Origin of the sequence: Nocardia sp. NBC_01388 (assembly GCF_045040085.1) — a bacterium.
Classification (GTDB): domain Bacteria; phylum Actinomycetota; class Actinomycetes; order Mycobacteriales; family Mycobacteriaceae; genus Nocardia.
Genome location: NZ_CP109553.1, coordinates 4,266,562 through 4,290,677 on the forward strand (window position 1 = coordinate 4,266,562; position 24,116 = coordinate 4,290,677).

The 24,116-nt window shown below is 66.0% G+C and carries 25 protein-coding genes; 12 read left to right on the forward strand and 13 right to left on the reverse strand.

The window, feature by feature from the left end; all coding sequences use genetic code 11:
* Positions 1-212: 212 nt before the first annotated feature.
* Genes OG716_RS21080 through kdpF form a run of 4 tightly spaced genes read right to left on the reverse strand, consistent with a single transcriptional unit; the run spans position 213 to position 5,049 of the window.
* Positions 213-1,139, reverse strand: coding sequence for a potassium-transporting ATPase subunit C (locus OG716_RS21080; RefSeq protein ID WP_405139187.1), 927 nt, complete (start codon positions 1,137-1,139; stop codon positions 213-215).
* Positions 1,139-3,289, reverse strand: a complete 2,151-nt coding sequence (gene kdpB / locus OG716_RS21085; protein ID WP_405139188.1) for a potassium-transporting ATPase subunit KdpB — start codon at positions 3,287-3,289, stop codon at positions 1,139-1,141. Before kdpB ends, OG716_RS21080 begins: the two co-directional genes overlap by 1 nt.
* Positions 3,286-4,962 carry a potassium-transporting ATPase subunit KdpA gene (kdpA, locus tag OG716_RS21090; RefSeq protein WP_405139189.1) on the reverse strand — a complete coding sequence of 559 codons (1,677 nt, stop codon included), beginning with the start codon at positions 4,960-4,962 and terminating at the stop codon, positions 3,286-3,288. The genes kdpB and kdpA overlap by 4 nt, the downstream gene beginning before the upstream one ends.
* Positions 4,963-5,049 (reverse strand): K(+)-transporting ATPase subunit F, encoded by an 87-nt coding sequence (gene kdpF, locus OG716_RS21095; protein ID WP_405139813.1) that lies wholly within the window; start codon positions 5,047-5,049, stop codon positions 4,963-4,965.
* 429 nt (positions 5,050-5,478) lie between these two features.
* Here kdpF and OG716_RS21100 point away from each other — a divergent pair, with 429 nt between their 5' ends.
* The 4 genes from OG716_RS21100 to OG716_RS21115 all read left to right on the forward strand — a co-directional run bounded on the left by OG716_RS21100 (position 5,479) and on the right by OG716_RS21115 (position 9,691).
* Positions 5,479-6,165 (forward strand): hypothetical protein, encoded by a 687-nt coding sequence (locus OG716_RS21100; RefSeq protein WP_405139190.1) that lies wholly within the window; start codon positions 5,479-5,481, stop codon positions 6,163-6,165.
* Positions 6,166-6,327: 162 nt separating this feature from the next.
* Positions 6,328-6,480 carry a hypothetical protein gene (locus tag OG716_RS21105; RefSeq protein ID WP_405139191.1) on the forward strand — a complete coding sequence of 51 codons (153 nt, stop codon included), beginning with the start codon at positions 6,328-6,330 and terminating at the stop codon, positions 6,478-6,480.
* Complete coding sequence (locus OG716_RS21110) at positions 6,477-8,993, forward strand: ATP-binding protein (protein ID WP_405139192.1); 2,517 nt, start codon at positions 6,477-6,479, stop codon at positions 8,991-8,993. The genes OG716_RS21105 and OG716_RS21110 overlap by 4 nt, the downstream gene beginning before the upstream one ends.
* A complete protein-coding gene (locus OG716_RS21115; RefSeq protein WP_355129999.1) occupies positions 8,990-9,691 on the forward strand; it encodes a response regulator in 702 nt (233 codons plus the stop codon). The genes OG716_RS21110 and OG716_RS21115 overlap by 4 nt, the downstream gene beginning before the upstream one ends.
* Position 9,692: 1 nt before the next feature.
* On the opposite strand, the gene OG716_RS21120 is transcribed toward OG716_RS21115, so the two are convergent.
* The 3 genes from OG716_RS21120 to OG716_RS21130 all read right to left on the reverse strand — a co-directional run bounded on the left by OG716_RS21120 (position 9,693) and on the right by OG716_RS21130 (position 13,603).
* Positions 9,693-10,874: a cytochrome P450 gene (locus OG716_RS21120; RefSeq protein WP_405139193.1), complete on the reverse strand. Its 1,182-nt coding sequence runs from the start codon at positions 10,872-10,874 to the stop codon at positions 9,693-9,695.
* 807 nt (positions 10,875-11,681) lie between these two features.
* On the reverse strand, positions 11,682-12,047 hold the full coding sequence (locus OG716_RS21125; protein ID WP_405139194.1) for a hypothetical protein: 366 nt from the start codon (positions 12,045-12,047) through the stop codon (positions 11,682-11,684).
* Positions 12,048-12,088: 41 nt separating this feature from the next.
* The gene (locus tag OG716_RS21130; RefSeq protein WP_405139196.1) at positions 12,089-13,603 is read right to left on the reverse strand and encodes a DUF222 domain-containing protein; all 1,515 of its coding nucleotides are present in this window, start codon (positions 13,601-13,603) and stop codon (positions 12,089-12,091) included.
* Between the two features lie 228 nt (positions 13,604-13,831).
* Here OG716_RS21130 and OG716_RS21135 point away from each other — a divergent pair, with 228 nt between their 5' ends.
* From OG716_RS21135 to OG716_RS21160, 6 genes are all read left to right on the forward strand, one after another.
* Positions 13,832-14,512 carry an HAD family hydrolase gene (locus tag OG716_RS21135; protein ID WP_405139198.1) on the forward strand — a complete coding sequence of 227 codons (681 nt, stop codon included), beginning with the start codon at positions 13,832-13,834 and terminating at the stop codon, positions 14,510-14,512.
* A gap of 59 nt (positions 14,513-14,571) precedes the next feature.
* A complete protein-coding gene (locus tag OG716_RS21140) occupies positions 14,572-15,036 on the forward strand; it encodes an OsmC family protein (protein WP_327144755.1) in 465 nt (154 codons plus the stop codon).
* Positions 15,033-15,314 (forward strand): acylphosphatase, encoded by a 282-nt coding sequence (locus OG716_RS21145; RefSeq protein WP_355123791.1) that lies wholly within the window; start codon positions 15,033-15,035, stop codon positions 15,312-15,314. Before OG716_RS21140 ends, OG716_RS21145 begins: the two co-directional genes overlap by 4 nt.
* Positions 15,315-15,407: 93 nt before the next feature.
* Positions 15,408-16,277 (forward strand): hypothetical protein, encoded by an 870-nt coding sequence (locus OG716_RS21150; RefSeq protein WP_405139201.1) that lies wholly within the window; start codon positions 15,408-15,410, stop codon positions 16,275-16,277.
* Positions 16,277-17,443, forward strand: a complete 1,167-nt coding sequence (locus tag OG716_RS21155) for a glutathionylspermidine synthase family protein (protein WP_405139203.1) — start codon at positions 16,277-16,279, stop codon at positions 17,441-17,443. Before OG716_RS21150 ends, OG716_RS21155 begins: the two co-directional genes overlap by 1 nt.
* A gap of 49 nt (positions 17,444-17,492) precedes the next feature.
* The gene (locus OG716_RS21160; RefSeq protein ID WP_355123865.1) at positions 17,493-17,942 is read left to right on the forward strand and encodes a DUF350 domain-containing protein; all 450 of its coding nucleotides are present in this window, start codon (positions 17,493-17,495) and stop codon (positions 17,940-17,942) included.
* On the opposite strand, the gene OG716_RS21165 is transcribed toward OG716_RS21160, so the two are convergent.
* The 6 genes from OG716_RS21165 to OG716_RS21190 form a co-directional block, all read right to left on the reverse strand.
* Complete coding sequence (locus OG716_RS21165; RefSeq protein ID WP_355123785.1) at positions 17,939-18,523, reverse strand: dihydrofolate reductase family protein; 585 nt, start codon at positions 18,521-18,523, stop codon at positions 17,939-17,941. The genes OG716_RS21160 and OG716_RS21165 overlap by 4 nt on opposite strands.
* Before the next feature lie 139 nt (positions 18,524-18,662).
* Entirely contained in the window at positions 18,663-19,520 is an 858-nt protein-coding gene (gene mutM / locus OG716_RS21170; RefSeq protein WP_405139205.1) for a bifunctional DNA-formamidopyrimidine glycosylase/DNA-(apurinic or apyrimidinic site) lyase, read from the reverse strand.
* 6 nt (positions 19,521-19,526) lie between these two features.
* Positions 19,527-20,288, reverse strand: coding sequence for a ribonuclease III (gene rnc / locus OG716_RS21175; RefSeq protein ID WP_355123781.1), 762 nt, complete (start codon positions 20,286-20,288; stop codon positions 19,527-19,529).
* Positions 20,289-20,307: 19 nt separating this feature from the next.
* Positions 20,308-20,490, reverse strand: a complete 183-nt coding sequence (rpmF, locus tag OG716_RS21180; protein ID WP_297611186.1) for a 50S ribosomal protein L32 — start codon at positions 20,488-20,490, stop codon at positions 20,308-20,310.
* Positions 20,491-20,492: 2 nt separating this feature from the next.
* Positions 20,493-21,191, reverse strand: a complete 699-nt coding sequence (locus OG716_RS21185; protein ID WP_405139816.1) for a YceD family protein — start codon at positions 21,189-21,191, stop codon at positions 20,493-20,495.
* Between the two features lie 77 nt (positions 21,192-21,268).
* Entirely contained in the window at positions 21,269-22,015 is a 747-nt protein-coding gene (locus tag OG716_RS21190) for a DivIVA domain-containing protein (RefSeq protein ID WP_405139208.1), read from the reverse strand.
* Between the two features lie 226 nt (positions 22,016-22,241).
* On the opposite strand from OG716_RS21190, the gene OG716_RS21195 reads away from it, so the two are divergent.
* Together OG716_RS21195 and OG716_RS21200 are read left to right on the forward strand one after the other, a co-directional pair.
* The gene (locus tag OG716_RS21195; RefSeq protein ID WP_405139210.1) at positions 22,242-22,799 is read left to right on the forward strand and encodes a GtrA family protein; all 558 of its coding nucleotides are present in this window, start codon (positions 22,242-22,244) and stop codon (positions 22,797-22,799) included.
* Between the two features lie 295 nt (positions 22,800-23,094).
* Complete coding sequence (locus OG716_RS21200) at positions 23,095-24,057, forward strand: hypothetical protein (RefSeq protein ID WP_405139212.1); 963 nt, start codon at positions 23,095-23,097, stop codon at positions 24,055-24,057.
* The last annotated feature ends 59 nt before the right edge of the window (positions 24,058-24,116 follow it).

Consider the following 24,116-nt stretch of genomic DNA (forward strand, 5'->3'; position numbering starts at 1 on the left):
TGGCGGCAGCCGCCTTGACGGGGACCATGCGGCACGCCCGCGCATATTTACCGAATCCATACGGTCGCGCGCTGCGGAGAACGCAAGCGCCGCAGCCCCTTCCCTGTGCGGAAGTGACTGCGGCCCTTCGCGGCCGACCTCTGCGGCGGTCAGCCGTTGCTTGCGGTGACTCTGCGACGGTCAGCCGTTGCTGGCGGTGACCCTGCGGCGCATCAGCCCTTGAACGGGTACTTGCCGTCCAGATTCAGATTGAGCTCGACCACGTTCACCCGCTTCTCACCCATGAACCCGAGGGCCCGGCCGTGCGTATTCGAATCCACCAGCGCCCGCACCTGATCCGCGGAGATACCGCGGGTCTTGGCCACCCGGGCGACCTGAATGGCCGCGTACTCCGGCGAGATATCCGGATCCAGCCCCGAGGCCGAGGCGGTGACCGCATCGGACGGAACCGCCGTATCGACCGAGGCGTCGCCCCGGATCGGCACGATCTGGCCGGCCGAGTAATCCTCACCGCGCTTGGCGCATTCGACCTTGACGCCCTCATAGGCGTCCTGGAACGGCTTGGTCGCCGGTCCGCTGGTCGCGCAGGCCTCGTTGACGCTGATCACCTGCGCCGGATGCGTGACATTGCCGTGCGAGTCCCGCGGTCCCATGACCGACAGCACCGAGCCGACGCCGCCGGAGGTGCAGAAAGGCCGGCTGCCGTCCACACCCTCGAGCGTGGCGACCGCGGCGCTGCGCGAGCACACCGTGGTGAGCAGGCTGGCCTTGTCCTTCTTCGGGTCGCTCGCGTCCAGCGAATCCACCACGGACTCCGGGCCCATATTGCCGAACGCGGAGTTCGTCGGATCGTAGCCGTCGGGAATGCTGCCGTCGGCCGGCGCGGAGTTGGACGGGCGGGTCTGGAAGTACTGGTTCAGCGCCGTGCCCTTGCCGTCGGTGTAGGCCTGACCGATCAGGCTGCTGCCGACGAGCTTGCCGTCCCGCTTCAGCAGGGACCCTTCTGCCTTGTCCTTCAGACCGGGCAGCTGACCGGCACCGAGAACCACTGCGGGATAGATGATTCCGGTAATGACGGTGAGCACCAGCAGCGCGCGCAGCGCCGCGATGTGTTGCCGGATCCAGGTTGACATACGCATTAGGACATCCCCGGGAAGAATTGGATGACAAGGTCGATGGCCTTGATCCCGATGAACGGCGCGACGATGCCGCCGATGCCGTAGATGAGGAGATTGCGGCTCAACAGCTTCGACGCACTCGAGGGCGTGTAGTTGACTCCTCGCAGCGCCAGCGGAATCAAGCCCACGATGACGAGGGCGTTGAAGATGACCGCGGACAGGATCGCCGACTGCGGGCTGTGCAGGCGCATGATGTTCAGCACGTCCAGGCCCGGGAACAGCACCACGAACATCGCGGGAATGATCGCGAAGTACTTGGCGATGTCATTGGCGATCGAGAACGTGGTGAGCGCGCCACGGGTGATCAGCAACTGCTTGCCGATCTCCACGATCTCGATGAGCTTGGTCGGATCCGAATCCAGATCGACCATATTGCCGGCTTCCTTGGCCGCCGACGTACCGGTGTTCATGGCGACACCGACATCCGCCTGGGCCAGCGCGGGAGCGTCATTGGTGCCGTCACCGGTCATGGCGACCATGCGGCCACCCTGCTGCTCCTTGCGGATCAGCGCCAGCTTGTCCTCGGGAGTGGCCTCGGCGAGGAAGTCGTCGACTCCGGCCTCGTCCGCGATCGCCTTGGCGGTCAGCGGATTGTCGCCGGTGATCATGACCGTGCGGATGCCCATCTTGCGCATCTCGTCGAAGCGCTCGCGCATGCCCTGCTTGACGACATCCTTGAGGTGAATGACGCCGAGCACGCGGGGCTTGCCCTTGACGACCTCACCGACGACCAGCGGCGTACCACCGGATGCGGAGATGCCGTCCACGGCCGCGCCGAGCGCGTCCGGAACCTGACCGCCCTGCGCCCGCACCCATTCGGTGACGGCGCTGGCGGCGCCCTTGCGCAGCTGGTGACCATCGGACAGGTCCACACCGGACATTCGGGTCTGAGCGGTGAACTCCACCCAGGTCGCGCCGGTCAGTTCCCCGGCGGTGCGCTCGCGCTTGTTGTACGCCGTCTTGGCGTACACCACGATGGAGCGACCCTCGGGCGTCTCGTCCGCGAGGCTGGAAAGCTGTGCGGCATCGGCCAATTCGTCCGCGGTGACGCCGGGCACGGGCACGAAGTCCGCGGCCTGGCGGTTACCGAGGGTGATGGTGCCGGTCTTGTCCAGCAGCAGGGTGTTGACGTCGCCGGCGGCCTCGACGGCACGACCGGACATGGCCAGCACATTGCGCTGCACCAGACGGTCCATACCGGCGATGCCGATGGCGGACAGCAGCGCGCCGATGGTGGTCGGAATCAGGCAGACCAGCAGCGAGACCATGACTATGCCGGTGACGCCGTTGATATCGAGCGCCTGATTGTCCGGCACACCCGGGTTGCCGATCTTCGAGAAGATGGCCAGCGGCTGCAGGGTCGCCACCGCGAAGACGAAGATGATCGTCAGCGCGGCGAGCAGGATGTTCAGCGCGATCTCATTCGGCGTCTTCTGCCGGCTCGCGCCCTCGACGAGCGCGATCATCTTGTCGATGAACGAGCCGCCGGGCTCCTGGGTGATCTTGACGACCACCCGGTCCGACAGCACCGTGGTGCCGCCGGTGACGGCCGAACGGTCACCGCCGGACTCGCGGATCACCGGCGCGGATTCACCGGTGATGGCCGATTCGTCCACGGAGGCAATGCCTTCCACGACATCACCGTCACCGGGGATGACCTGTCCGGCTTCGACGACGACGTAGTCGCCACGCTGCAGTTCCGGCGCCGGAACCTTTTCCTCCACCACGCGGGCGCCGGGCGACCAATTCGCCAGGCGACGAGCGATGGTGTCGGTCTTGGCCTTTCGCAGTGCGTCGGCCTGCGCCTTACCGCGCCCCTCGGCGACGGCTTCGGCCAGATTGGCGAAAATCACTGTGAGCCAGAGCCATACGACGATCGCCCAGGCGAAGAAGGTCGGGTGCGTGATCGCCAGGATGGTGGACCAGACGGCGCCGATCTCGACGATCAGCATGACCGGATTGCGCCACATGGTGCGCGGATCCAGCTTCCTGCACGCGTCCGGAAGCGCCTTCACGAGCATCCTCGGATCGAACGCCCCGCTCGCGACGCGCCCCTTCGAGGCGGTTTCCGGTTCCGTCACAGGTGCGGAATCGATAGTGGGAGTGGTCATGAGTGGATTCCTTCAGCGAGCGGCCCGAGCGCAAGCATGGGCAGGAAGGTGAGCGCGACGAGAATGACCGTCACACCCGCGACCATGCCGACGAACTGCGGCCGATGCGTCGGCAGGGTGCCCTCGGATTCCGGGGTGAAGCCCTGCTTCGCCAGCGAACCGGCCAGAGCCAGCACGAAGATCATGGGGACGAAGCGGCCGAACACCATGGCCAAACCCAGTGCCGTGTTCCACCATTGGGTGTTTCCGGACAGACCGGCGAACGCGGAACCGTTGTTGTTGGCCGCGGAGGTGAACGCGTAGAGCACTTCCGACAAACCGTGTGCACCGCTGTTGGCCATACCGGCTCGTTCGCCCGGCAGTGCCATCGCAATGGCCGTGCCGGTCAAGGCGATCAGCGGCGTGACGAGGAAATACGAAGCGGCCAGCTTGATTTCGCGTGGGTTGATCTTCTTGCCCAGGTATTCCGGGGTGCGACCGACCATCAGGCCGGCGACGAAGACCGTGATCACGGCGAGAATCAGCATGCCGTACAGGCCGGAGCCGGTACCACCGGGCGCGACCTCCCCGAGCTGCATGTCGAACATCGTCATCATGCCGCCGAGACTGGTCATCGAATCGTGCGCGGAGTCCACCGCACCGGTCGAGGTCAGCGTGGTCGCATCCGCGAAGGTCGCCGAATTCGATACGCCGAAGCGGGTTTCCACGCCCTCCATGGAGGCGCCGATCGCACTCGGCACGGTGCCGTGGTGCTGCAGCTGGAACAGGTTCATGACCGTGACACTCAGGATCGCCAGCACGCCCATGACGGCGGCGATGGCGACGCCCTGCTTCTTGGAACCGACCATGCGGCCGAAGGTGCGCGGCAGCGAGAAGCTGATGACCAGCAGCAGGAAGATTTCCAGCCAGTTGGTCCACGCGGTCGGGTTCTCGAACGGGTGCGCGGAGTTGACGTTGTAGAAGCCGCCACCATTGGTGCCGAGTTCCTTGATCGTCTCCTGGCTGGCAACGAGTCCACCCGGCAGGGTTTGTGAACCGGTGTTGCCGACCGTCGTCGCGACCTGGTCGTACATGTGCAGATTCTGGATCACACCACCCGCGACGAGCACGATCGCGAAAAGAATCGCGAACGGCAGCAGAATGCGGGTGGTTCCCCTCACCAGATCCACCCAGAAGTTGCCGAGTTCGCCGGTGTGCCGGCGCGCGAAACCACGCACCAGCGCGATCGCGACCGCCATGCCCACGGCGGCGGAGACGAAGTTCTGCACCCCGAGGCCCATGGCCTGCACGAGGTGACCCATCGTCGACTCACCGGCGTAGTTCTGCCAGTTGGTATTGGTAACGAAGCTGATCGCGGTGTTCCATGCCAGATCCGGGGTCATCTTGGTGCCCGGATTATTCTGGTGCAGCGGCAATTTGCCCTGCAGCAGCTGCATGAAGAAGAGGAACAGCACGCTGACGGCCGAGAAGGCCAGCACACTGCGTGCGTAGACCGCCCAGGTCATCTCCACGCCCGGCTTGACGCCGATCAGCTTGTAGATGCCGCGTTCGACCTTGGAATTCTTCTCGCTGCTGTAAACCCGGTACATGTAGTCGCCCAGGGGGACATGAACCAGGGCCAGCGCGACAATCAGGGATATGACGAAGATGATCCCCGCTGTAGTCGTACTCACCTAGAACCTCTCCGGGCAAAGCAGCGCCGCAACCAGATAGATGGCGATAGCGATGGCCAGCACCAGACCGATGATGTTCTGAGTCACAGCCGTTCCACCCCGCGTTGGATCAAGCCGAACAGGGCGAAAATCGCCACGGTCAGCACTGTGAAAACGACGACGGACATCTCTTCGAAACCTCTCTCTACACGCCGCACCTCAGATGCGACGGGAGTGAGTCAAACGCTCGTTCGGTTCGATTTCGAGGGCCTTTACGCTCTCTTAGCGTCGCAAACCGACGCATTGACGTTCCGCTTACAGAGGTTCCCGGAGTATCGAACGCGCTCCGTCAACATCCGCCGCAATGCCGTAAAGAAGGCGTCAGGGCCAGGCATTACCTAGTTGATCCAGGTGACGGGTTCAGATACGGCAGCCGGGGTATCCGGCGTAACGGGTCGGCGAATCCTCGTGTCGGACCGCCGAACCGCTGCACGCCGTCCGTAATCTCGGGCAGGCCGACAAGAAGGGGATGCCACAATGTTCGAACGTGCGCTGCAGAAGTCCGTGGAAATGGTGATCCGCGGTGGGACGGGCATACAGGCCCCGCTGGCGGCGAAGTATGTGGGCAGGCTGCGGCGCAAGCACCCCGGCCGTTCGCCCGAGGACATTACGCACGGCCTGGAATGGCGATACCTGACCATCGTCACCGTCAGCGGCACGGTCGCGGGTCTGAGCGCCGCGGTTCCCGGCGTGGGCACGCTGATCGGATTGGCGGTCAGCGGCGTCGAATCGGTGTTCTTCCTGGAGGCGTCCGCGCTGTACGCGGCGTCGATGAGCGCGGTGCACGGTATGGAGTCGCTGCCGCCGAAGCAGCGGCGCACGCTCATCGCCGGTGTCGTTCTCGGCGAGGCGGGTTCGGAAATGCTCGGCAAGAGCGCCAGCCAATCGGCCCGGGACTGGGCCACCGTGGTGGCCGACAAACTTCCCGTCGTCCGCAATATCGACAATGCCATGGCGAAACGGTTCATCGGCGGGTTCATCGTCAAGCGCGGTGTCCTCATGTTCGGTAAGACGCTGCCCGCCGGAATCGGCGCGGTCATCGGTGGTGTCGGCAACCACGCGCTGGGTAAGACTGTGATCACCAACGCGCACAACACATTCGGTACCGCACCCGAGAATTGGGCCGACCGGAAAGCGGAAATCCCCGCATCCACTTCGGTCTAGGCGCAGCATTCCGGAACCGGGCGCTCACATGCCGTCAACATCGGCTGGGGATCCGTAAAGAAACCGTCAGTACCGAGCTATCGAACCAGGTCAGCGGTAAACAAAAGGGACCCGACCGGCTGTTCGGCGGGACCACCGATCCGCCTGAACAAGGAGACGACCGTGCCGCATCTCGCCGTGAGCCTGATGGTGATATTCGGGTTCCTGGGTGCCGCGCTGTGCCTGCGGGTGCTCGCCAATTCCGTGCCCGCTCGCACTCCCGTCCGCGCGGGCGAGCCCGAGCTACGCGCGCGGCACGCAATGATGAACGAGTGAAACGCGGCCAACTACGGATCTATCTGGGTGCAGCCCCTGGCGTCGGCAAGACCTTCGCCATGCTGTCGGAGGCGCACCGCAGGCTCGAACGCGGGCGCGATGTCGTCGCGGCCGTCGTCGAGACGCACGGACGATCCAAGACCGCGGAAATGCTGGCCGGTATCGAGCGCATCCCACCCCGGATGATCGAGTATCGCGGGACCACCATGCCGGAACTGGATGTCGAAGCGGTGCTGCGACGCCGCCCGGCCGTGGTGCTCGTGGACGAGCTGGCGCACACCAATGTGACCGGAAGCAAGAACGAGAAGCGCTGGCAGGATGTGCAGGAACTGCTCGAGGCCGGGATCGATGTGGTCTCGACGGTCAATGTGCAGCATCTGGAGAGTCTCAACGACGTGGTCGAGCAGATCACCGGGATCGTGCAGCGAGAAACCGTGCCGGACTGGGTCGTTCGCTCCGCGGATCAGGTCGAGCTGGTGGACATCACGCCGGAAGCACTGCGCCGCAGGATGTCTCACGGCAATGTCTACGCCGCCGAAAAAGTGGATGCCGCACTGCGCAATTACTTCCGGCCCGGCAATCTGACCGCGCTGCGCGAACTGGCGCTGCTGTGGCTGGCCGACCAGGTGGACTCCGCGCTCGCGAAATACCGTGCGGACCACAAGATCACGGCCACCTGGGAGGCGCGCGAACGCCTGGTGGTGGCCGTCACCGGTGGCGCCGAATCGGAGACCATCCTGCGCCGCGCCAGCCGCATCGCCGCCAAATCCAGCGCCGAGCTGATCGTGGTGCACGTCGTGCGCGGTGACGGCCTGGCCGGGGTATCGGCACAGCGATTGACGCGACTACGTGAGCTGGCGACCGGTCTGGGCGCCAGCCTGCACACCGTTACCGGAGAGGATGTGCCCACGGCGCTCCTGGATTTCGCACGACAGGTGAACGCGACCCAGCTGGTGCTGGGCACCTCGCGGCGCTCCCGCTGGGCCCGCATGCTCGATGAGGGCATCGGCGCCAATGTGGTGCAGCAGTCGGGAAAGATCGACGTGCACATGGTCACTCACGAGGAATCCAATCGCGGCTTCCGCTGGTCGTCGCTGACGCGCCGGGAACGCAGTCTCGGCTCCTGGGCCGCCGCGGTGCTGGTGCCGTCGCTGATCTGCACGGTGACGTACTTCTGGCTCGATCGCTGGCTGGACCTCGGCGGCGAGAGCGCGCTGTTCTTCATCGGCGTCATCGCCGTCGCCCTGTTCGGTGGTGTGGCTCCGGCGGCGCTGTCGGCGCTGCTGGGCGGCCTGCTGCTCAACTGGTATTTCACCGCGCCCCGCTACAGCCTCACCATTGCCGAGCTCGACAATTTCCTCACCATCGTGGTGATGCTGCTGGTGGCGGTCGCGGTGGCGGCCCTGGTGGATGTGGCGGCCAAACGAACGCGCGAGGCGCGCAAGGCATCCCGGCAGGCCGAGCTGCTCGCCCTGTTCGCGGGCTCGGTGCTCAGCGGCGCGGATCTGCAGGATCTGCTGGAGCGAGCGCGCGAGACCTACAACCAGGACGCGGTCAGCCTCGTCACCGATGACGGCGTGGTCTCCTCGGTGGGCGAGAATCCGCCGCTACGGGTCATCGATGCCGAAACCGCGCTGGAGGCGGGCGATGACATGCACTGGCTGCTGCTCAGTGGCCGCTCGGTGACCGCCGGCGACCGCCTGGTGCTCGGCGCCGTCGCCAATCAGGCTGCGGGACTGGTGCATCAGAAGCAGCTGCAGGAGGAGGCGAGCTCCGCGCAGGCGGTGGTGGAGACCGATAAGCTGCGCCGCGCGCTGCTGTCCGCGGTGAGCCACGATCTGCGCACCCCGTTGGCGGCGGCCAAGGCGTCGGTGTCCAGCCTGCGCAGCAATGATGTGGAGTTCTCCCCCGAGGACACCGCCGAATTGCTGGAGACCATCGAGGAATCGGTGGATCAGCTCACCGCGCTCGTCGGCAATCTGCTCGACTCCTCACGGCTCGCGGTCGGGGTGATCAAGCCCCAGATGCGCCGCGTCTACCTCGACGAGGTGGTGCACCACGCACTCATGAGCATGGGCACCCGCGGCCTGCGGCGCACCGCCATGAACCGGGTGAAGGTGGAGGTGGGCACGGTCTCGGTGCTGGCCGACACCGGACTGCTGGAACGCGTGCTCGCCAATCTGATCGACAATGCGGTGCGGTACTCCCCCAGCGACACGCCCGTGCGCGTGACGGCCGAGCCGACCGGTAAGCGCGTCGCCGTCACGGTCGTCGATGCCGGTCCCGGTGTGCCGACCGGTATGGAGGATCAGCTGTTCGAGCCGTTCCAGCGGCTCGGCGACCGCGATAATTCCACCGGCGTCGGACTCGGGCTGTCGGTGGTCCGCGGCTTCGTGGATGCCATGGGCGGCACCGTGCACGCCGAAGCCACCCCCGGCGGCGGGCTGACAATGGTGATCGAACTACAAGCGTGCGACGAGTCGCAGCCTTGCGAGGAACAGGAGATCGGGTGACGAAGCCGGCACCGGCGCCGACCAAAGTCCTGGTGGTCGATGACGAACCACAGATTCTGCGCGCCCTGCGCATCAACCTGTCGGTCCGAGGCTATGAGGTGACCACCGCGTCCACCGGGGCCGCGGCCCTGCGCGCGGCCGCCGAGAAACACCCGGATGTGGTTGTGCTCGACCTCGGCCTGCCCGATATGGACGGCATCGAGGTGCTGGCCGGACTGCGCGGGTGGTCGACCGCGCCGGTGATCGTGCTGTCGGCCCGCACCGATTCCTCGGACAAGGTCGAAGCCCTGGACGCGGGCGCGGACGATTACGTCACCAAGCCGTTCGGCATGGACGAGCTGCTGGCCCGGTTGCGCGCCGCGGTGCGCCGCTCGTCCTCCACCGCGGACACTTCCGAGCCGGTGATCGAAACCTCTTCGTTCACAGTCGATCTGAGCGCCAAGAAGGTCACCAAGCACGGCCACGACGTGCACCTCACCCCCACCGAGTGGGGCATGCTGGAAATGCTGGTGCGCAACAAGGGCAAACTCGTCGGCCGCCGCGAACTGCTGCGCGAGGTATGGGGACCGTCCTACGCGACCGAAACCCATTACCTGCGAGTGTATCTCGCGCAATTGCGGCGCAAGCTCGAGGATGACCCGTCACAGCCCAAACACCTGCTCACCGAGGCCGGTATGGGGTACCGCTTCCAGGTCTGAGTCAGCGCGACAGGCGGATCGGCAACGACTTCAGGCCATTGTTGAGGTTGGAGCGGATCCGCCGCGCCGGGCCGATCTGCTCGATATCCGGGAAGCGGGCGAGCAGTTCCTCGAAGAACACCCGGCCTTCCATCCGCGCCAGATGCACACCGAGGCAGAAGTGCTGGGCGAGCCCGAAGGATAAGTGCGGGTTCGGATTCCGGCGAATATCGAACCGCTGGGAATCGGCGAACACTTCCTCGTCACGATTGGCCGAGGTGTACCACATGGCCACCTTGTCCCCGGCCTTGATCGGAACGCCCCGGATCTCGGTATCGGCGGTGGCGGTGCGCCGGAAGTAGTGCAGCGGATTGGCATAGCGCAGGATCTCCTCCACCGCACCGGGAATCAGCGCCGGATCCTCGCGCAGCGCCCGCAACTGCTCCGGATGCTCCAGCAGCAGTTGCAATCCCGCCGACAGCATGGTCTTGGTGGTGTCATTGCCCGCGGTGACCAGCTGCGTGAAGAAGCTGCCGAACTCGATGTCCGACATAGCTTTTCCGCCGAACTCACCCGCCAGAATGAGCGAGGTCAGATCCTCCTTCGGTTCCTGCTCACGCCGTGCCATGGAGAACTGGATGGCGTAGATGGCCATCTTGGTCAGCTCGGCCGTGACATCGAAATCACCCACGAGCTCCGGATCCTGCTGACTGGTGGACTGTTCCGCCCAGTGCCGGATATCCGGCCAGTCGGCAGCAGGAATCCCGAACAGCCCGCCGACCACCTGACTGGGCAGCACCCCCGCCACGTCGTGTACGAATTCGACGTCCCCGTCGACACTTTCGAGCAGTTGCCGAGTCAACTCCCGAACCCGCCCCTCCAGCTCCCCGATCACCCGCGCCTTGAAATGCTCGGCCAGCGGCCTGCGGTACTCGGTATGCCGCGGCGGATCCATCATCAGCAACATATTCCGAGTCTGCTCCAGCCGCTCAGCAGGCTGATCCTCCAGAATCACACCCCCGACCTCAGCCGAGAACAACTGCGGATTCCGCGCCACATAAGCAACATCCGCATGCTTGAGCACCGCCCAATACCCAGGCTCCCCCGGCATCTCCTGCCAGTACACCGGCTGCGTCCCCCGCAACTTCGCAAACAGCTCGTGGATAGGCCCACCCACATACAGCTCCGGATCGTAGATATCCACGCCCACAGCACACCTCGGCATTCACTGGCAAGTATCCGACTTCCCTTCGGACGCTAACTCGCCCCCACCCACCCCGAGCCCATACCCACCACCAATCCCATTCAGTGGACACCCCCACCCCTCAGCCCCTTCCCCCGACCTCCGAGCCTTCACCTTCACCTCCCCGGACTCCGAGTCTTGCTCTTTTGTGTTTTGTTCTCGAGAACGGGACCACAGCCGGTCGACCCGGCCGGTACCGCAGGTACTCGTCCTAACTGCGGGAGGTCAACCGGGTACCCCTGCCTACGTGCCCGGCACGGCCATCTCGGGCTTTGCCCGCACCCCCTGCTGACCAACCCTGCCCGAGAGGCAAGAAACCCAGGTGCACCGACGGTTTCGGCATAGAAACCATCGGCCGCCATGGACGGAACGGCGGGTCTCTCAGCGGCACAACGGTTATCAGGTCTATGCCGCGTAGGCACCTGCTGTGCGGTCGGAGAGAGGGCCTGTGCAGTGCCTGCTTCGGGGGGATTCGAGGCCGAGGTAGGCCGGTGCACCTGGGTTGCTTGCGCCGAGGGGCGGTGGTGGGTTTCTGGGTGCGGGCAGGGCCCGAGATGGCCGTGCTGGTGACGCCGGGGTGGGGTACCCGGTTGACCTTCCGGGCCGAGGAGATACCTGCGGTACCAGCGGGGTCGACTGGCTGTGGTCCGGTTTCACAGACACAACACGAAAAGACAAGAGCCGAAAGACAAGGACGCCTGGAAACAAGGGATCGAAGAACAGAACCCGGAAGGCCACGCCGGGCAACGGCCTACAGCAGGAGCGGGATCAGGCCGACAGCGGCAGCGGCAGCGGCAGCGGCAGCGGCAGCGGCAGCGGCAGCGGCAGCGGCAGCGGCAGCGGGCAGCGGCAGCGGGCAGCGGCAGCGGGCAGCGGCAGCGGGCAGCGGCAGCGGCAGGGGCAGCGGGCAGGGGCAGGGGCAGGGGCAGGGGCAGGGGCAGGGGCAGGGAAGACTCGCGGTCTGGCGTGGTGGCGTGGTGGCGTGGTGGGCGGGCAGATTCGGTGGTGGCCCTCGGTGGTGTTGCCGCCCTGCGGGTACCCGTCCGGGGCGGGGAAACCTGTTGTCGCGGTGGGGTTGTCATTGTTCGGCGAGCGAACCGGCCCGAAAGCCGATGCGGCAACGACCTCCAGCACCGACAGGAACAACCTGCCGGTGACACCAGAGGCGGGGGAACCTATTGTCGCGGTAGGGGTGTGACGGCCCGGCCGAGCACCCGGTACCGCACCGGCGACAATCCCGAGGCACGACACACCCTGCGAGGCCGCACCGACGGCGGAACCTCGGTCAACAACTCCCCCGGGTGATGCAGGTGATTGACCTGCGGAGTTCGGGTCGGGTCCACATGCGCCGGGGCGATCCACGCGGTCCGGCCCGGAAAGTCCGAATCCGCACCGAGTTTGATCGTTTTCCACCCGCGTGGCCCGTCTTTGACCAGGCCGTGGCACTGATCACACGCCAAGGTCAGGTTCTCGATATCGGTCGGGCCGCCCTTGCTGAACTCGGTCACATGATGGGCCGCGGCCATACTCGCCGGAGCCGAGCACCCCGGGCGGGTGCACCCGCGTTCGGTGGCGATCAACGCCAACCGTTGCGCCGGGTTCGCCAACCGGATTTCCCCGATATGCAACGGCATCCCGTTCTTGTCCTTCACGAGCACGAACGTCTTGCAGTGGCGGGCCATCAACCGAAGGGCGTTCTCGACCGGGACCTGCCCACCGGTGGCCAAAGTCGCCACCCCCGCAGCGTGTTCGACATCCTCGATGCTCATGGTCATGATCGTCGCGACCGGCAACCCACGATGCGATCCCAGCTTGGCGGGGTTGAAATCCGGGTGCAACACCGCCAGCAACGCATCGTGCTGGCGTTGGGCCTTGCTGCGCTCGTCACGGGCCGCGCACGCCTCCAGCACATCCCGGGGCACCGGGTTGTCCTCATCCTCGGCCCACGGGCTTTCCTTGTCCGCCGGGTTGCACATACCGGGACGGGCCAGCTTGGCCATGACAGCATCGAATGCCGCACGGGCATCGGGGGTGAGCTCGACGGTGAGGGTGGACATCAGGTCGTAGCGTTGCGGGCTCAGAACCGCACTGCGCTGGTTCTGCCGGTCGGCGTCCTCGGTGAGTTTGCCGTCCGGGTCCAGGAAACCGAGGATCATCTCCCCGATACGCGGCAGGTGTGTCGGGTCCAGAGCACGAGCCTGCCGGGCGAGTTGTTGTTCGGCGTAGGCGCGAGCCTCAGCAGGAACCTTGCCGGGCAACCGGTTCATGACCTGCCGGATGACCCGCACGTGATCGAGGGAGATCGCCCCCTCGTCCAAGGCTTGGGCCGCGTTCGGCAGGACCGGCACCGGATCCGCGTCCGCGTCGTCACCGACGCGATGCCACACCGCGAGATCCTCCGCGGCACGCCACCGGTTGATCGCATCCCCGTGCGAAATATGCAGCACCGATTGCAAATACAACGCCGGGCTACCCGAACCGTTGAGAGCGGGCAACGACCGCGCGCAGGCTTGCACGATCAGATCCCGTTGCACCGACGCCAACCGGCGAGTGCAGGTCTCGATCTGCTGCATCAACGCCACAATGTCGGTGTCCGGCAACGGAATCAACGGCAGAGCAGTGAGAGATTCGACCGCAGCGGCCAGTGCGGCTGCACCGGTCGCGATTGCGGATTCTCCCCCTGATTCCATGCCTCTATTCTACTCCCGGAAAACAGACCCGGAAAGGCGAATTCCATTGTGATATAAGGCTATTCAGAATATACGGTCTTCACATTTCGCCGCTTTCCGTTCTGTCGCTTTTCGTTTTCGTTCTTCTTGTCCAGGCCTCTTTGTCTCTGTCCCTTCCCCCTCATGCCCCGGCCCCGAACATCAGGCCCGGAGCAGCCTCCCGATCGCCCATGGATGACCATGTAGACCATGTCCACCAAGGCAGTCATTTTCGATATGGATGGCGTACTCATCGACACCGAACCCATTTGGGAGGAGGTGCGGCGTGAGTACATCGGGGAGATGGACGGTCGCTGGCTGGCCGATACCCAAGATCGGTTCATGGGGATGAGCACCTCTGAGTGGTCGATTTACACCAGCGAGGACCTGCTCGACGGGCGGCGCACGCCAGAGCAGGTGGCCGAGGATGTCATCTCGCGGATGGCTGCCCGCTATGCCGATCATCTGCCGCTGATGCCCGATGCCGCGGAGACCGTGCGCCGCTTTGCCGGACAGTTCACGCTCGGCCTGGCCAGTTCCTCGCCGCGCCGGCTGATCGATGTGGTCCTGGACCATATGGGCGTGGCCGATCTGTTCCGCACCACCGTCTCGACCGAGGAGGTCGAGCGTGGCAAGCCCGCACCCGACGGTTACCTCGCGGCCGCAGCCGGGCTCGGCATACCGCCCGGGCAGTGCGTGGCCATCGAGGATTCCAGCAACGGCCTACGCGCGGCCTACGCGGCGGGCATGACGGTCATCGCCGTCCCGCACCCGCGCTACCCACCCGCACCGGACGCCCTCGCGCTGGCCTCATACATTGCCGACGGCGGATTGAGATCCGTCACACCGGAGCTCGCGGCGAGCCTGGAACCGGTGTCGGAATTCCGCTGACCTCCCGGGCGTTCCGAACCGAACGGTAGTGAACCGAGAACGAATGCGAGGATCTAGGCATGTCCGAACAGACCGCCGCACCGCAGACCGCCGCACCCGCCCAGGCCGCCGAACCGGTCGAACTGTGGGCCGAGCGCACCGGGACCCGGGCCTACACCGGTCGCAATAATCGTGGCGGCGAAGTGCTCATCGCCTCTGCGGGAGTGCCCGGCGCCTTCACCCCGGGCGAGCTGCTGAAGATCGCGCTCGCCGGATGCACTGGTTTGAGCGCCGATTTCACCCTCTCGCGCAAGCTCGGCGACAACTTCGATTCGACCGTGCGCGTCTCCGGCGACGCCGATCGCGAGAACGAGACCTATCCGGAGCTCAACGAGTCCTTCGAGCTGGACCTCAGCGAACTCGACGAGGAGACCCGGCAGCGCATGCTGGTCGCCGCGCAGCGCGCCATCGACAAGGTCTGCACCGTCGGCCGCACGCTCAAGGCGGGCACCACCGTCAATCTGACCTTCCGCGTAGACGAATGACGGCAACCCCGGTCCGGCTCAGCGCCTGGGTGCACGGCCAGGTGCAAGGTGTCGGGTTCCGCTGGTGGACTCGGTCACGCGCCCTGGAACTGGGCCTGACCGGGTACGCCCGCAATCATCGGGACGGCCGCGTGCACGTGATCGCCGAGGGACCGCGCGAGAATTGCGACACGCTGCTCACCCTGCTGCGCTCCGGCGACACACCGGGCCGGGTCAACCTCGTCGTAGAGGACTGGGGGCCCGCGCTGGGAGGCATAATCGGATTCGAAGAGCGTTGACGCGCACCCGGTCGCTATTGACCAGCACCGAGTCGTGGCGGTGCATAGAGTCGCTGAGGCGAACAGAGTTCGGCGAGTCCGAGGAGTCCATCGTTGGCCATTGAACGTCTCGGCGGCACCCCTGAGGACCCCGACCACCGCCCCAGCCCGCCCTCGGGTGATTCGCACCCCACCGAGCCGATACCCGGCGAATCCGGCACCGCCGTGCCGGGTTCCGAGATTCCGCCGGGGCCGGATCCGCAGTGGGGCAACTACCCGCTTCCCGGCGTGCCGGTCTACCCGCCACCGGTCTCGAACCCGACGCTCGATCTCCCGGGCCCGACAGTCGAATTCGACGCGTCCCAGCTTCCGGGCGCCTCCGAGGCACCCCGGCACGGCACCATGCAGTCGCAGGAAGCCGGAATCACCCAGCCGCGACCGCCGACGGTAGCCGAGGCCCGGGCCCGCGATAAGGCCCGCAAACGCGCCGAGGAACAGGCCCAGGCGGAGATCGACGCCGCCGAAGGCAAACTCAAGAGGCGCAAGAAGGTACTGCTCGGCGGCGCGGCCGTGGTCGGTGTCGCGGCGCTCGTGGGCGGCGGGTACCTGGCCTACGACGCCATCACCACCCCTGATGTGACAGCGTCCTGCACGGTGGTCGCCAAGAACGGCGAGACCGTGCCCATCGGCCCGAACCAGACGATCACCGCCACCCAGGACAATCAGGAAATCGTCGTCCCCGATCAGTACTGCCAGGACGCGCAGGATCCCAGCCGCGGCGGCAGCGGGCTCGGCACCGCGGGCCTTTTCTTCCTGGCCGGCCACCAGTACCGCTACTACTACGGCGGCCCCAGCCAGACGATCGGCTACGCACCCACCGGCGGCAGCACCACGATACCCAAGGGCGCGAACGTAAAGACCAAGAGCGGCACCACGATTCAGCGCGGCGGCCTCGGTTCCAAGCTGCACGGAGGAGGTTCCTAGTGCGCCGTGTGCGCAGCGCCCCGCGCCCGGGCTGGAAGCAGATCATCGAGAGCCAGGGGCTGGTATACGGCTCCCCCGGCGTCGATACCAACGGCCGGCCGCGGCCCTACTGGGACGAATCGGTGCACTACGAGTTCGATATGGACGAGATCCTCGCGCTCGAGGCCCAGGTCGAAGTCCTGCACACCATGTGCCTGCACGCCATCGACAACATCATCCTCACCGAGCGACTCGCCGATTTCGGTCTGCCGCAATGGAGTTGGGAGCACATCACCAACTCCTGGAAGCGCTCGGACCCGCATATCTACGGCCGCTTCGATCTCCGCTACGACGGCCGCGGTCCGGCAAAACTGCTGGAGTACAACGCCGATACGCCGACCTCCCTGCTGGAGGCGTCAATTGTGCAGTGGCACTGGCTGACCGACCTGCACCCGGACGACGATCAGTGGAACTCCCTGCACGAGAAGCTGGTCGAGCGCTGGGGCGAAATGCGCGACGTCCTGCCCAGCACCCAGCTGCACTTCACCTGGTCGGGCGCGGACGGCAGCGGTGAGGACAATGTCACCACCGCCTATATGCAGGAGACCGCCGCCGAGGCCGGCTTCGACACCATCGCCCTGCCCATCGAGGAGGTCGGATTCGATACGGAGCTGGAACGTTTCGTCGATCTGGCGGAGGCGCCCATCGAATCCATCTTCAAGCTGTACCCGTGGGAGTGGGCGCTCGACGACGACTTCGGCAAGCGCATCACACAGTCACTGCCGAGCACCATGTGGATCGAACCACTGTGGAAGACAATGCTTTCCAACAAAGCGCTGCTCGCGGTGCTCTGGGAGATGTACCCCGGCCACCCGAACCTGTTGCCCGCCTACCTCGATGACCCGCACGAGCTCACCGAATACATCCGCAAGCCGAAACTCGGCCGCGAGGGCGCGAACATGACCATCGTCGGCCCGGGCATGGAAACCGCCACCGGCGGCGTCTACGGCGAGGAAGGCTTCGTCTACCAGATGCTGGACCCGCTACCGGAATTCGACGGTATGCGGCCGGTGCTGGGCGCTTGGATCGTCGGCGACACCTCCGCCGGACTCGGCATTCGCGAGACGGTCGGCCTGATCACCGACGATACTTCTACCTTCGTACCGCACCGTATTCCGCAGTCCTGACAGAGCATTCCGCAGTTCTGACCCGACAACTCCGGAGGACCACCCGATGATCACCACCGTGGCGCTCGAAGCGGGATATTGGAGCTCAGTGGGCCGAGGCGTAGGCGCCATCGTCCTCTACGCCCTGGTCGGCCTGGGCCTCATGCTCATCGGCTTCTACGCGGTAGACCTGACCACCCCCGGCAGCCTGCGCGCCATGGTCGCCAAGGGCCTGCCCAATGCCGTGGTCGTCAGCTCGGCAGGCATGCTCAGCATGGCCTTCATCGTGGTGCTGGCCATCTACGCGCAGGCCGGAAAGCTGTCCGAGGGCCTCATCGCGGCCCTCATCTACGGCCTGGTCGGCATTGTCGCCCAGGTGATCTCGGTGCGCGTCATCGAATACGCCCTCGGCATCGATATCGGCGCCGTCCTCAAGGCTCCCGAGTTCAGCACCGATTCCCTGATCGTGGCCGCCGCCCACTTCGCCCTCGGCCTGGTCGTCGCCGTCGCGATCCTCTAGCGCACCCGGCTGTACTTGAGGAAGGCCACGCCGTCCTCGAAGATGCGGCTGGTGAGCACCCGGAAGCGGGTGGCCTCGGGCAGCCGGGCGCCCGCACCGAACAGCGGGCGGCCCGTGCCCAGCACGATGGGATAGACCTTCAGGAAGATCTGATCGATCTCCGGCAGCAGGGTCTGGGCCAGCTCACCGCCGCCGCACAACCAGATGCCGAGCCCCTTCTCGCGCTTGAGCTCGCGCACCCGCGCCAGCGGATCCTCGGCGATGAGCTGCACATCCGGATCGGGGGCCTCCGGTAGCGTCTGCGACACCACGTACTGCCGCAGATGCGAATACGGGCTGGAGGTGCCGGTCCGCACGCCGAAATCATGTGTCTTGCGGCCCATGATCACGGTGTCGAAGGTCATGCTCGGCTTGGTGTCCACACCCAGCGATTCCCGCACCTTGGTGGGCAGGGTCTCCGGATACTGCGCGACGATCGCGGGACCGTGATCACCTCCCACCGGGAAGAAGTCCACCGAACCGTTCTCGGTGGCGATGAACCCGTCGATGGTGGCCGCGACGTAATAGGTCAGTTTGCGCATTGGTCCCTCCAGCCGGCACCACACGTGCCGCTCCCAAAAAGGTAGCGCTTCAGACCGTTCCATAGGGAGCCAAGACCGAAGAGCGGGAGGTATGAATCACACGGACGGCGCGGCCTGTCAGGTTGCGCGGCACGATCGGTCAGCTACGCGGGCGCGGCTGGCAGCGCGGGCAGGAGAAGGACGAGCGGTTCATGAACTTCTCCCGCACCATCGGGGCACCGCAGCGCCGGCACGGCTCGTGCTCACGGCCGTAGGCGTTGAGGGAACGCTCGAAGTAGCCGGACTGGCCGTTCACGTTCACATAGAGAGCATCGAACGAGGTCCCGCCCGCCCGCAGCGCCTCGCTCATGACCGTCCCGGCCTCGGTGAGCAGTCCGTGCAGGGCGGGGCGAGTCAGCTTGGCCGCCACCCGCTCCCCGTGAATTCCGGCCCGCCACAGCGCCTCGTCGGCATAGATATTGCCGACTCCGGACACAATGGTCTGATCCAGCAGTACCCGCTTGATCTCGGACTGCTTGGCGCGCAATGCCTTCACCACCCGATCCGCGTCGAACAGCGGATCCAGTGGATCGCGGCCGATATGCGCCACCGGTTCCGGCAGCAGCGTCCCCTCGACCTCGACCAGATCGGCCAACTGCCAGCCGCCGAAGGTCCGCTGATCGATGAAGCGCAATTCCTGCCCGGAATCGAGGGTCGCGATGATGTGCGCGTGCTTCTCCCGGGGAGCGTCGGCAGGCTGCACCAGCATCTGCCCGCTCATACCCAGGTGCACCACGAGTGAGGTATCGGGCTCATCGAAGGTGAGCCACAGGAATTTGCCGCGCCGCTGCGCGGATTCGACCCGCAGGCCGGTGAGGCGGGCGGCGAGATCCGCGCCGCCGGGCTCGTGCCGTCGCACCGAGCGCGGATGCGCGACGGTGACAGCGCGAACGACGCGGCCCACCACATGTTCGGTGAGACCGCGTCGGACGACTTCGACTTCGGGAAGTTCGGGCATCGGCGTTTACTGCGCCGAACCTTCGGCAGGCTTCTCGACGGCGTTCAGCTGCTGGTAGGCAGCGCCCGCGGCCTTCTGCTCCGCTTCCTTCTTGGAACGGCCCACCCCCTGGCCGTACGCCTTCCCACCGATCACCGCGGTGGCGGTGAACTCCTTGTCGTGGTCGGGCCCGGTGGAGGTGATTTCGTAACTGGGCACGCCGATTCCGCGTTCGGCGGTCAGCTCCTGCAGGCTGGTCTTCCAGTCGAGCCCGGCGCCCATGCGGGGGCCACGCTCGAGCAACGCCGCGAACAGCGTCAGCACCACAGTGCGTGCCACATCGATGCCGTGCTCGAGATGCACGGCTCCGAGCAGTGATTCCATGCCATCGGCAAGGATGCTCGGCTTGTCCCGGCCGCCGGTGAGCTCTTCGCCCTTACCGAGCAGCAGGTGCACACCGAGTCCGCCCGGACCAAGCACCCGGGCCACCTCGGCGAGGGCGTGCATATTCACTACGCTCGCGCGCAGCTTCGCCAACTCGCCTTCGGATTTTTCGGGATGCTCGAGGTATAGACGTTCGGTAATGCTCAGGCCGAGCACGGAGTCGCCCAGAAATTCCAGGCGCTCATTGGTCGGCAGCCCGCCGTTCTCGTAGGCATACGACCGGTGGGTGAGCGCGAGGCGCAACAGGTCCGGACGCAGGCCGACGCCGAGCGCTTCGAGCAGGCTGGAATGGTCGGCGGAGTCACCCACGGCGGGCACCTCCGCCGCGTCCTTGCTGGCGGTCACGGTCGGCTGGATCAGAGAATCAAACCGCAGCGGTGACCTGGCGGCCCTTGTACGTGCCGCAGGACGGGCACGCGATGTGCGGCAGGGTCGCCTGGCCGCAGGCCCGGTTCGGGCAGGTGATCAGGGTAGGCGCACTGGCCTTCCACTGGCTCCGGCGCGAGTGGGTGTTGGAACGGGACATCCGGCGCTTCGGAACGGCCACGACTACTTCTCCTCTGTCCTCGGACTCACGGCGCCACTGTGCCCCGTGAGTTCAGAATCTGTTGATGGGTCCGGCGCAGCGCCAGAGGCGCCGCTTCCGGGGGCTGTATCACTGACGACTGCGTCGTCGGCGACGGTCAAATTCGCGAGCCCGGCCCAGCGAGGGTCAAGTATGTCATGACCATGACCGGAACCCGCAATCGCCATCCGTACACCGCATTCCGGGCACAATCCCGCACAGTCCGGCTCGCATACCGGCTGCAGCGACAGTTCCAACCCGACGGAGTCGATGACCACCGGCTCGAGTTCGATCATGTCGTCCACCAGACGATGGATCTCGTCTTCCTCGGTGGTCTTCTCGGTATTGCTGTCCGGGTAGGCGAACAGCTCGGTGAGGTACAGCTCGACCTGGTCCGTGAACGGTTCCAGGCAGCGCGAGCATTCGCCTTCGACGGGCGCCGACACCGTGCCGATGATCAGCACGCCCTCGGACACCGACTGCATGGTGAGATCGAGCTCGACCTGCGCACCTGCGGGAATGCCGACCATTTCGAGGCCGATCTTCTCGTCGGTGATCACCGTCCGCGTCAGCTCACGCATCGAGCCGGGCTTGCGCCCGAGGCTGCGCGTGTCCAGCATGAAGCCGACGTCGTCGGACGTCGTAAGACGATGACGCGGCTTGGAACCGGATTCGGCGGACATCAGGGACTCACTCACGCTCGGTATGGAATGGGCAACCACCCAACAATACCGAAGCGCTCCCGATCAGCCCAAACCGCCTACCGGCGGAACTCCCCCGCATAATCCTGCACGGGCGTACCGGAACGCACCTGGTGGCGGCCGCGGCCGATAATGCGCAGCGTGCTGTGCAGGGTCTCCTCGAAGTCGGCCAGCTTGCCGTCGACGTACTCGTCACATTCGGTGCGCAGGCGGTCGGAGTCCGCCGTAGCGCCGTCGATGAGACGGGCGGATTCGGCGTGCGCGGCCCGCACCACCTCGGTCGCAGACACCAGTCGCTCCTGCTCGGCCTTGCCTTCGGCGACCGAACGGTCGTAGGAGGCTTGACCGGAGGCGACCATGCGATCGGCTTCGGAACGAGCCCGGCCGGTGACCGCCTCGTACTCGTTATTGCCTTCGGTGACCACCCGCTCGGCCTCCGCCTCCGCCGAACCGACGAGGTGTTCGGCGTGCGCGCGGGCCTCGGCGACCATGCGATCGGCATGCGCCTTGGCCTCGGAGAGGATGCGATCGGCTTCGTCGCGGGCGCCGGTGACGGTCAGGTGCGCCTGCTCGTTCGCGCCGGTCACGGTGGTATCGGCGGAATTGCGGGCGTCGGTGACGATCTTGTCGCGGTGATCGAGCACATCCTGGGCGTCGTCGAGCTCGCCGGGCAGCGCCTCACGCACATCGTCGAGTAGTTCGAGCACCTCACCACGCGGCACGATGCAGTTCCGAGTCGGCGGGATACCCCGTGCCTCCTCGATGATGGCCACGAGTTCGTCGAGTGCTTCGAATACGCGGTACATGTGCTACCCCACTCTCCTGCCTGGACTAAACGGCGAGACTCCTCCGTTTGTATAAGTCTGCCCTCCTGCGCGCAGGGGACAAGGTTCGTTCGCGGCGTGTCGGAGAGCTGTTTCACACATCGGAAAAGAAGTGGAGGAAACCCCTCCAGTTGATGTTAAATTCAGGTAGCAGAAAAGTGTTGGGTCGGGGCAACGGAGCACCCCGACGTGTTCGAGGGAAAAGACCATGGCTGTGCTGGACATCCCGCAGCGGGGCGCGACACCCGTCCCCGGTCTCACCGACGCATACTCATACGGAACCGAGGCGATCGCGTACGGGACCGAAGCCGTGGCCACCGGTACCGAGGCCGTCCGGACAGCCGGCGTACGCTGGACCGCACAGCTCGGCGACTGGTTGCGCAGCGACCACGCCCTCGCCCAGCTCATTCGATTCGCACTCGTCGGCGGACTCAGCAATGTCGGCTACCTGCTGCTGTTCCTGGCCTTCTACGGCGAGGGACCACAGCTTGCCAATCTGACCGGCTCGATCGTGAGCACCGCGATAGCCAATGAACTGCATCGGCGGCTGACCTTCCACGCGGCCGGGCGGGTGCGCTGGCATACCGCGCAGATCGAGGGCGGCGGGCTGGCACTGGCGGGTCTGGCCATCACCTCGGGCGGGCTCGCGATCCTGACCAATACCGCACCGGGGCTCGGCGGATTCGCGGAAGCCGCCGCGGTACTGGCGATCACGGCGGCGGTGGGCACCTTCCGCTTCCTGACGCTGCGTCTCTGGGTGTTCTGATTTCCCGCGTGTTCTGATTCCAGCTTTCCGAATCCTCGCATTCGCCGACCGGGCCGAAATCCGGCGGGGGGTGCGAGGATTCGCTGTTTCCGGAGGTAGGGAACCGCTTCGGGCGTGTCTGCGTCAAAGCAAGCATCGACCGAATGAAAGGGGTTCCGAAGATGCGGCGATCGCATGGATGCCTTGGGGGACGGCGGGATACGCGCGGGCCCGGTGTGCAACGTCCGCTGGGCCGGGTCGACAGATCATGTGTTCAGCACAGTTGGCGGCGGGGGCGTCCACGTAAGGAGGGCGAGTGACTCCTGATCGACAGAGTGGTGAGGCAGTGGAGGCCGGCTCCCGACGCCAGTGTGCGCCGCAAAGATTGGCGCGCAGACTGCTCGAGGGGTGCGGTGCGCCCGCGCCCGGCGCGGCGATGCGCAACTGGCGGGACCGGCATCGGCTGCTGATCGAAGCGGTGCTGCCGGAGATGGCCGAAGCAACTGTGGTGAGCCATCAGTCGGCGGCCGTCCTGTACGGCACCACCCTCTGGCGCACACCCCTGGACCGAGTCTGCGTGACCCGCAATCGCCGTGGCGGCGGCCGCGTTCGGCCGTACGCGAAAGTGTATGGCTCCCCCATAGATTCGGCGGTGGAGGTGGACGGCCTGCTGGTCACCACGCCCGCCCGCACCGTGGTCGATCTGGCGCTCACGCTGCCGTTCGATGCGGCCGTGGTCGCCTGCGACGCCCTCACCGGAGCCTTCGGAATCACCGCATCCGAGCTGACAGCCGAACTGGCGCAGGCCAAATGCCGGCACGGCATCATGCAGGCCAAAGAGGTGGTCGCCCTGGTGGACGGGCGCAGTCAGAGCATCGGCGAATCGCTGAGCCGGGTGATGCTGCACCGTATGCGTCTGCCCGTCCCGCGCTCGCAGGGCAATGTGCTGACCCCCGACGGCCGGTTCGTGGGCCGCGTCGACTTCTACTACGAGGGCGCGGGCGTGCTCTGCGAATTCGACGGGCCGATCCGGTACGGCCGACTACTGCGGCACGGTCAGACCGCTGCCGATGTCGTCCGCCGCGAGCAGATCCGCGAGAACTATCTGCGCGCCTTGGGTTTCCAGGTGGTCCGCTGGACCTGGAACGAGCTGCAGGGTGATGCGGCGGGCCGCCGCCTGCGCGCCGCCCTGGCCCGCGGGCGCTCGGTGCGCGCCGACGGCCGCATCGAACCCGCACCCGCCCCGGAACCGCGCCAGGCCCTGGTACGCCCGCTGTGAGGCACTGGGTGTGGACGCGTCCATCGCTACTGGTTCGCCCCGTCGTGAACGAGCACGAC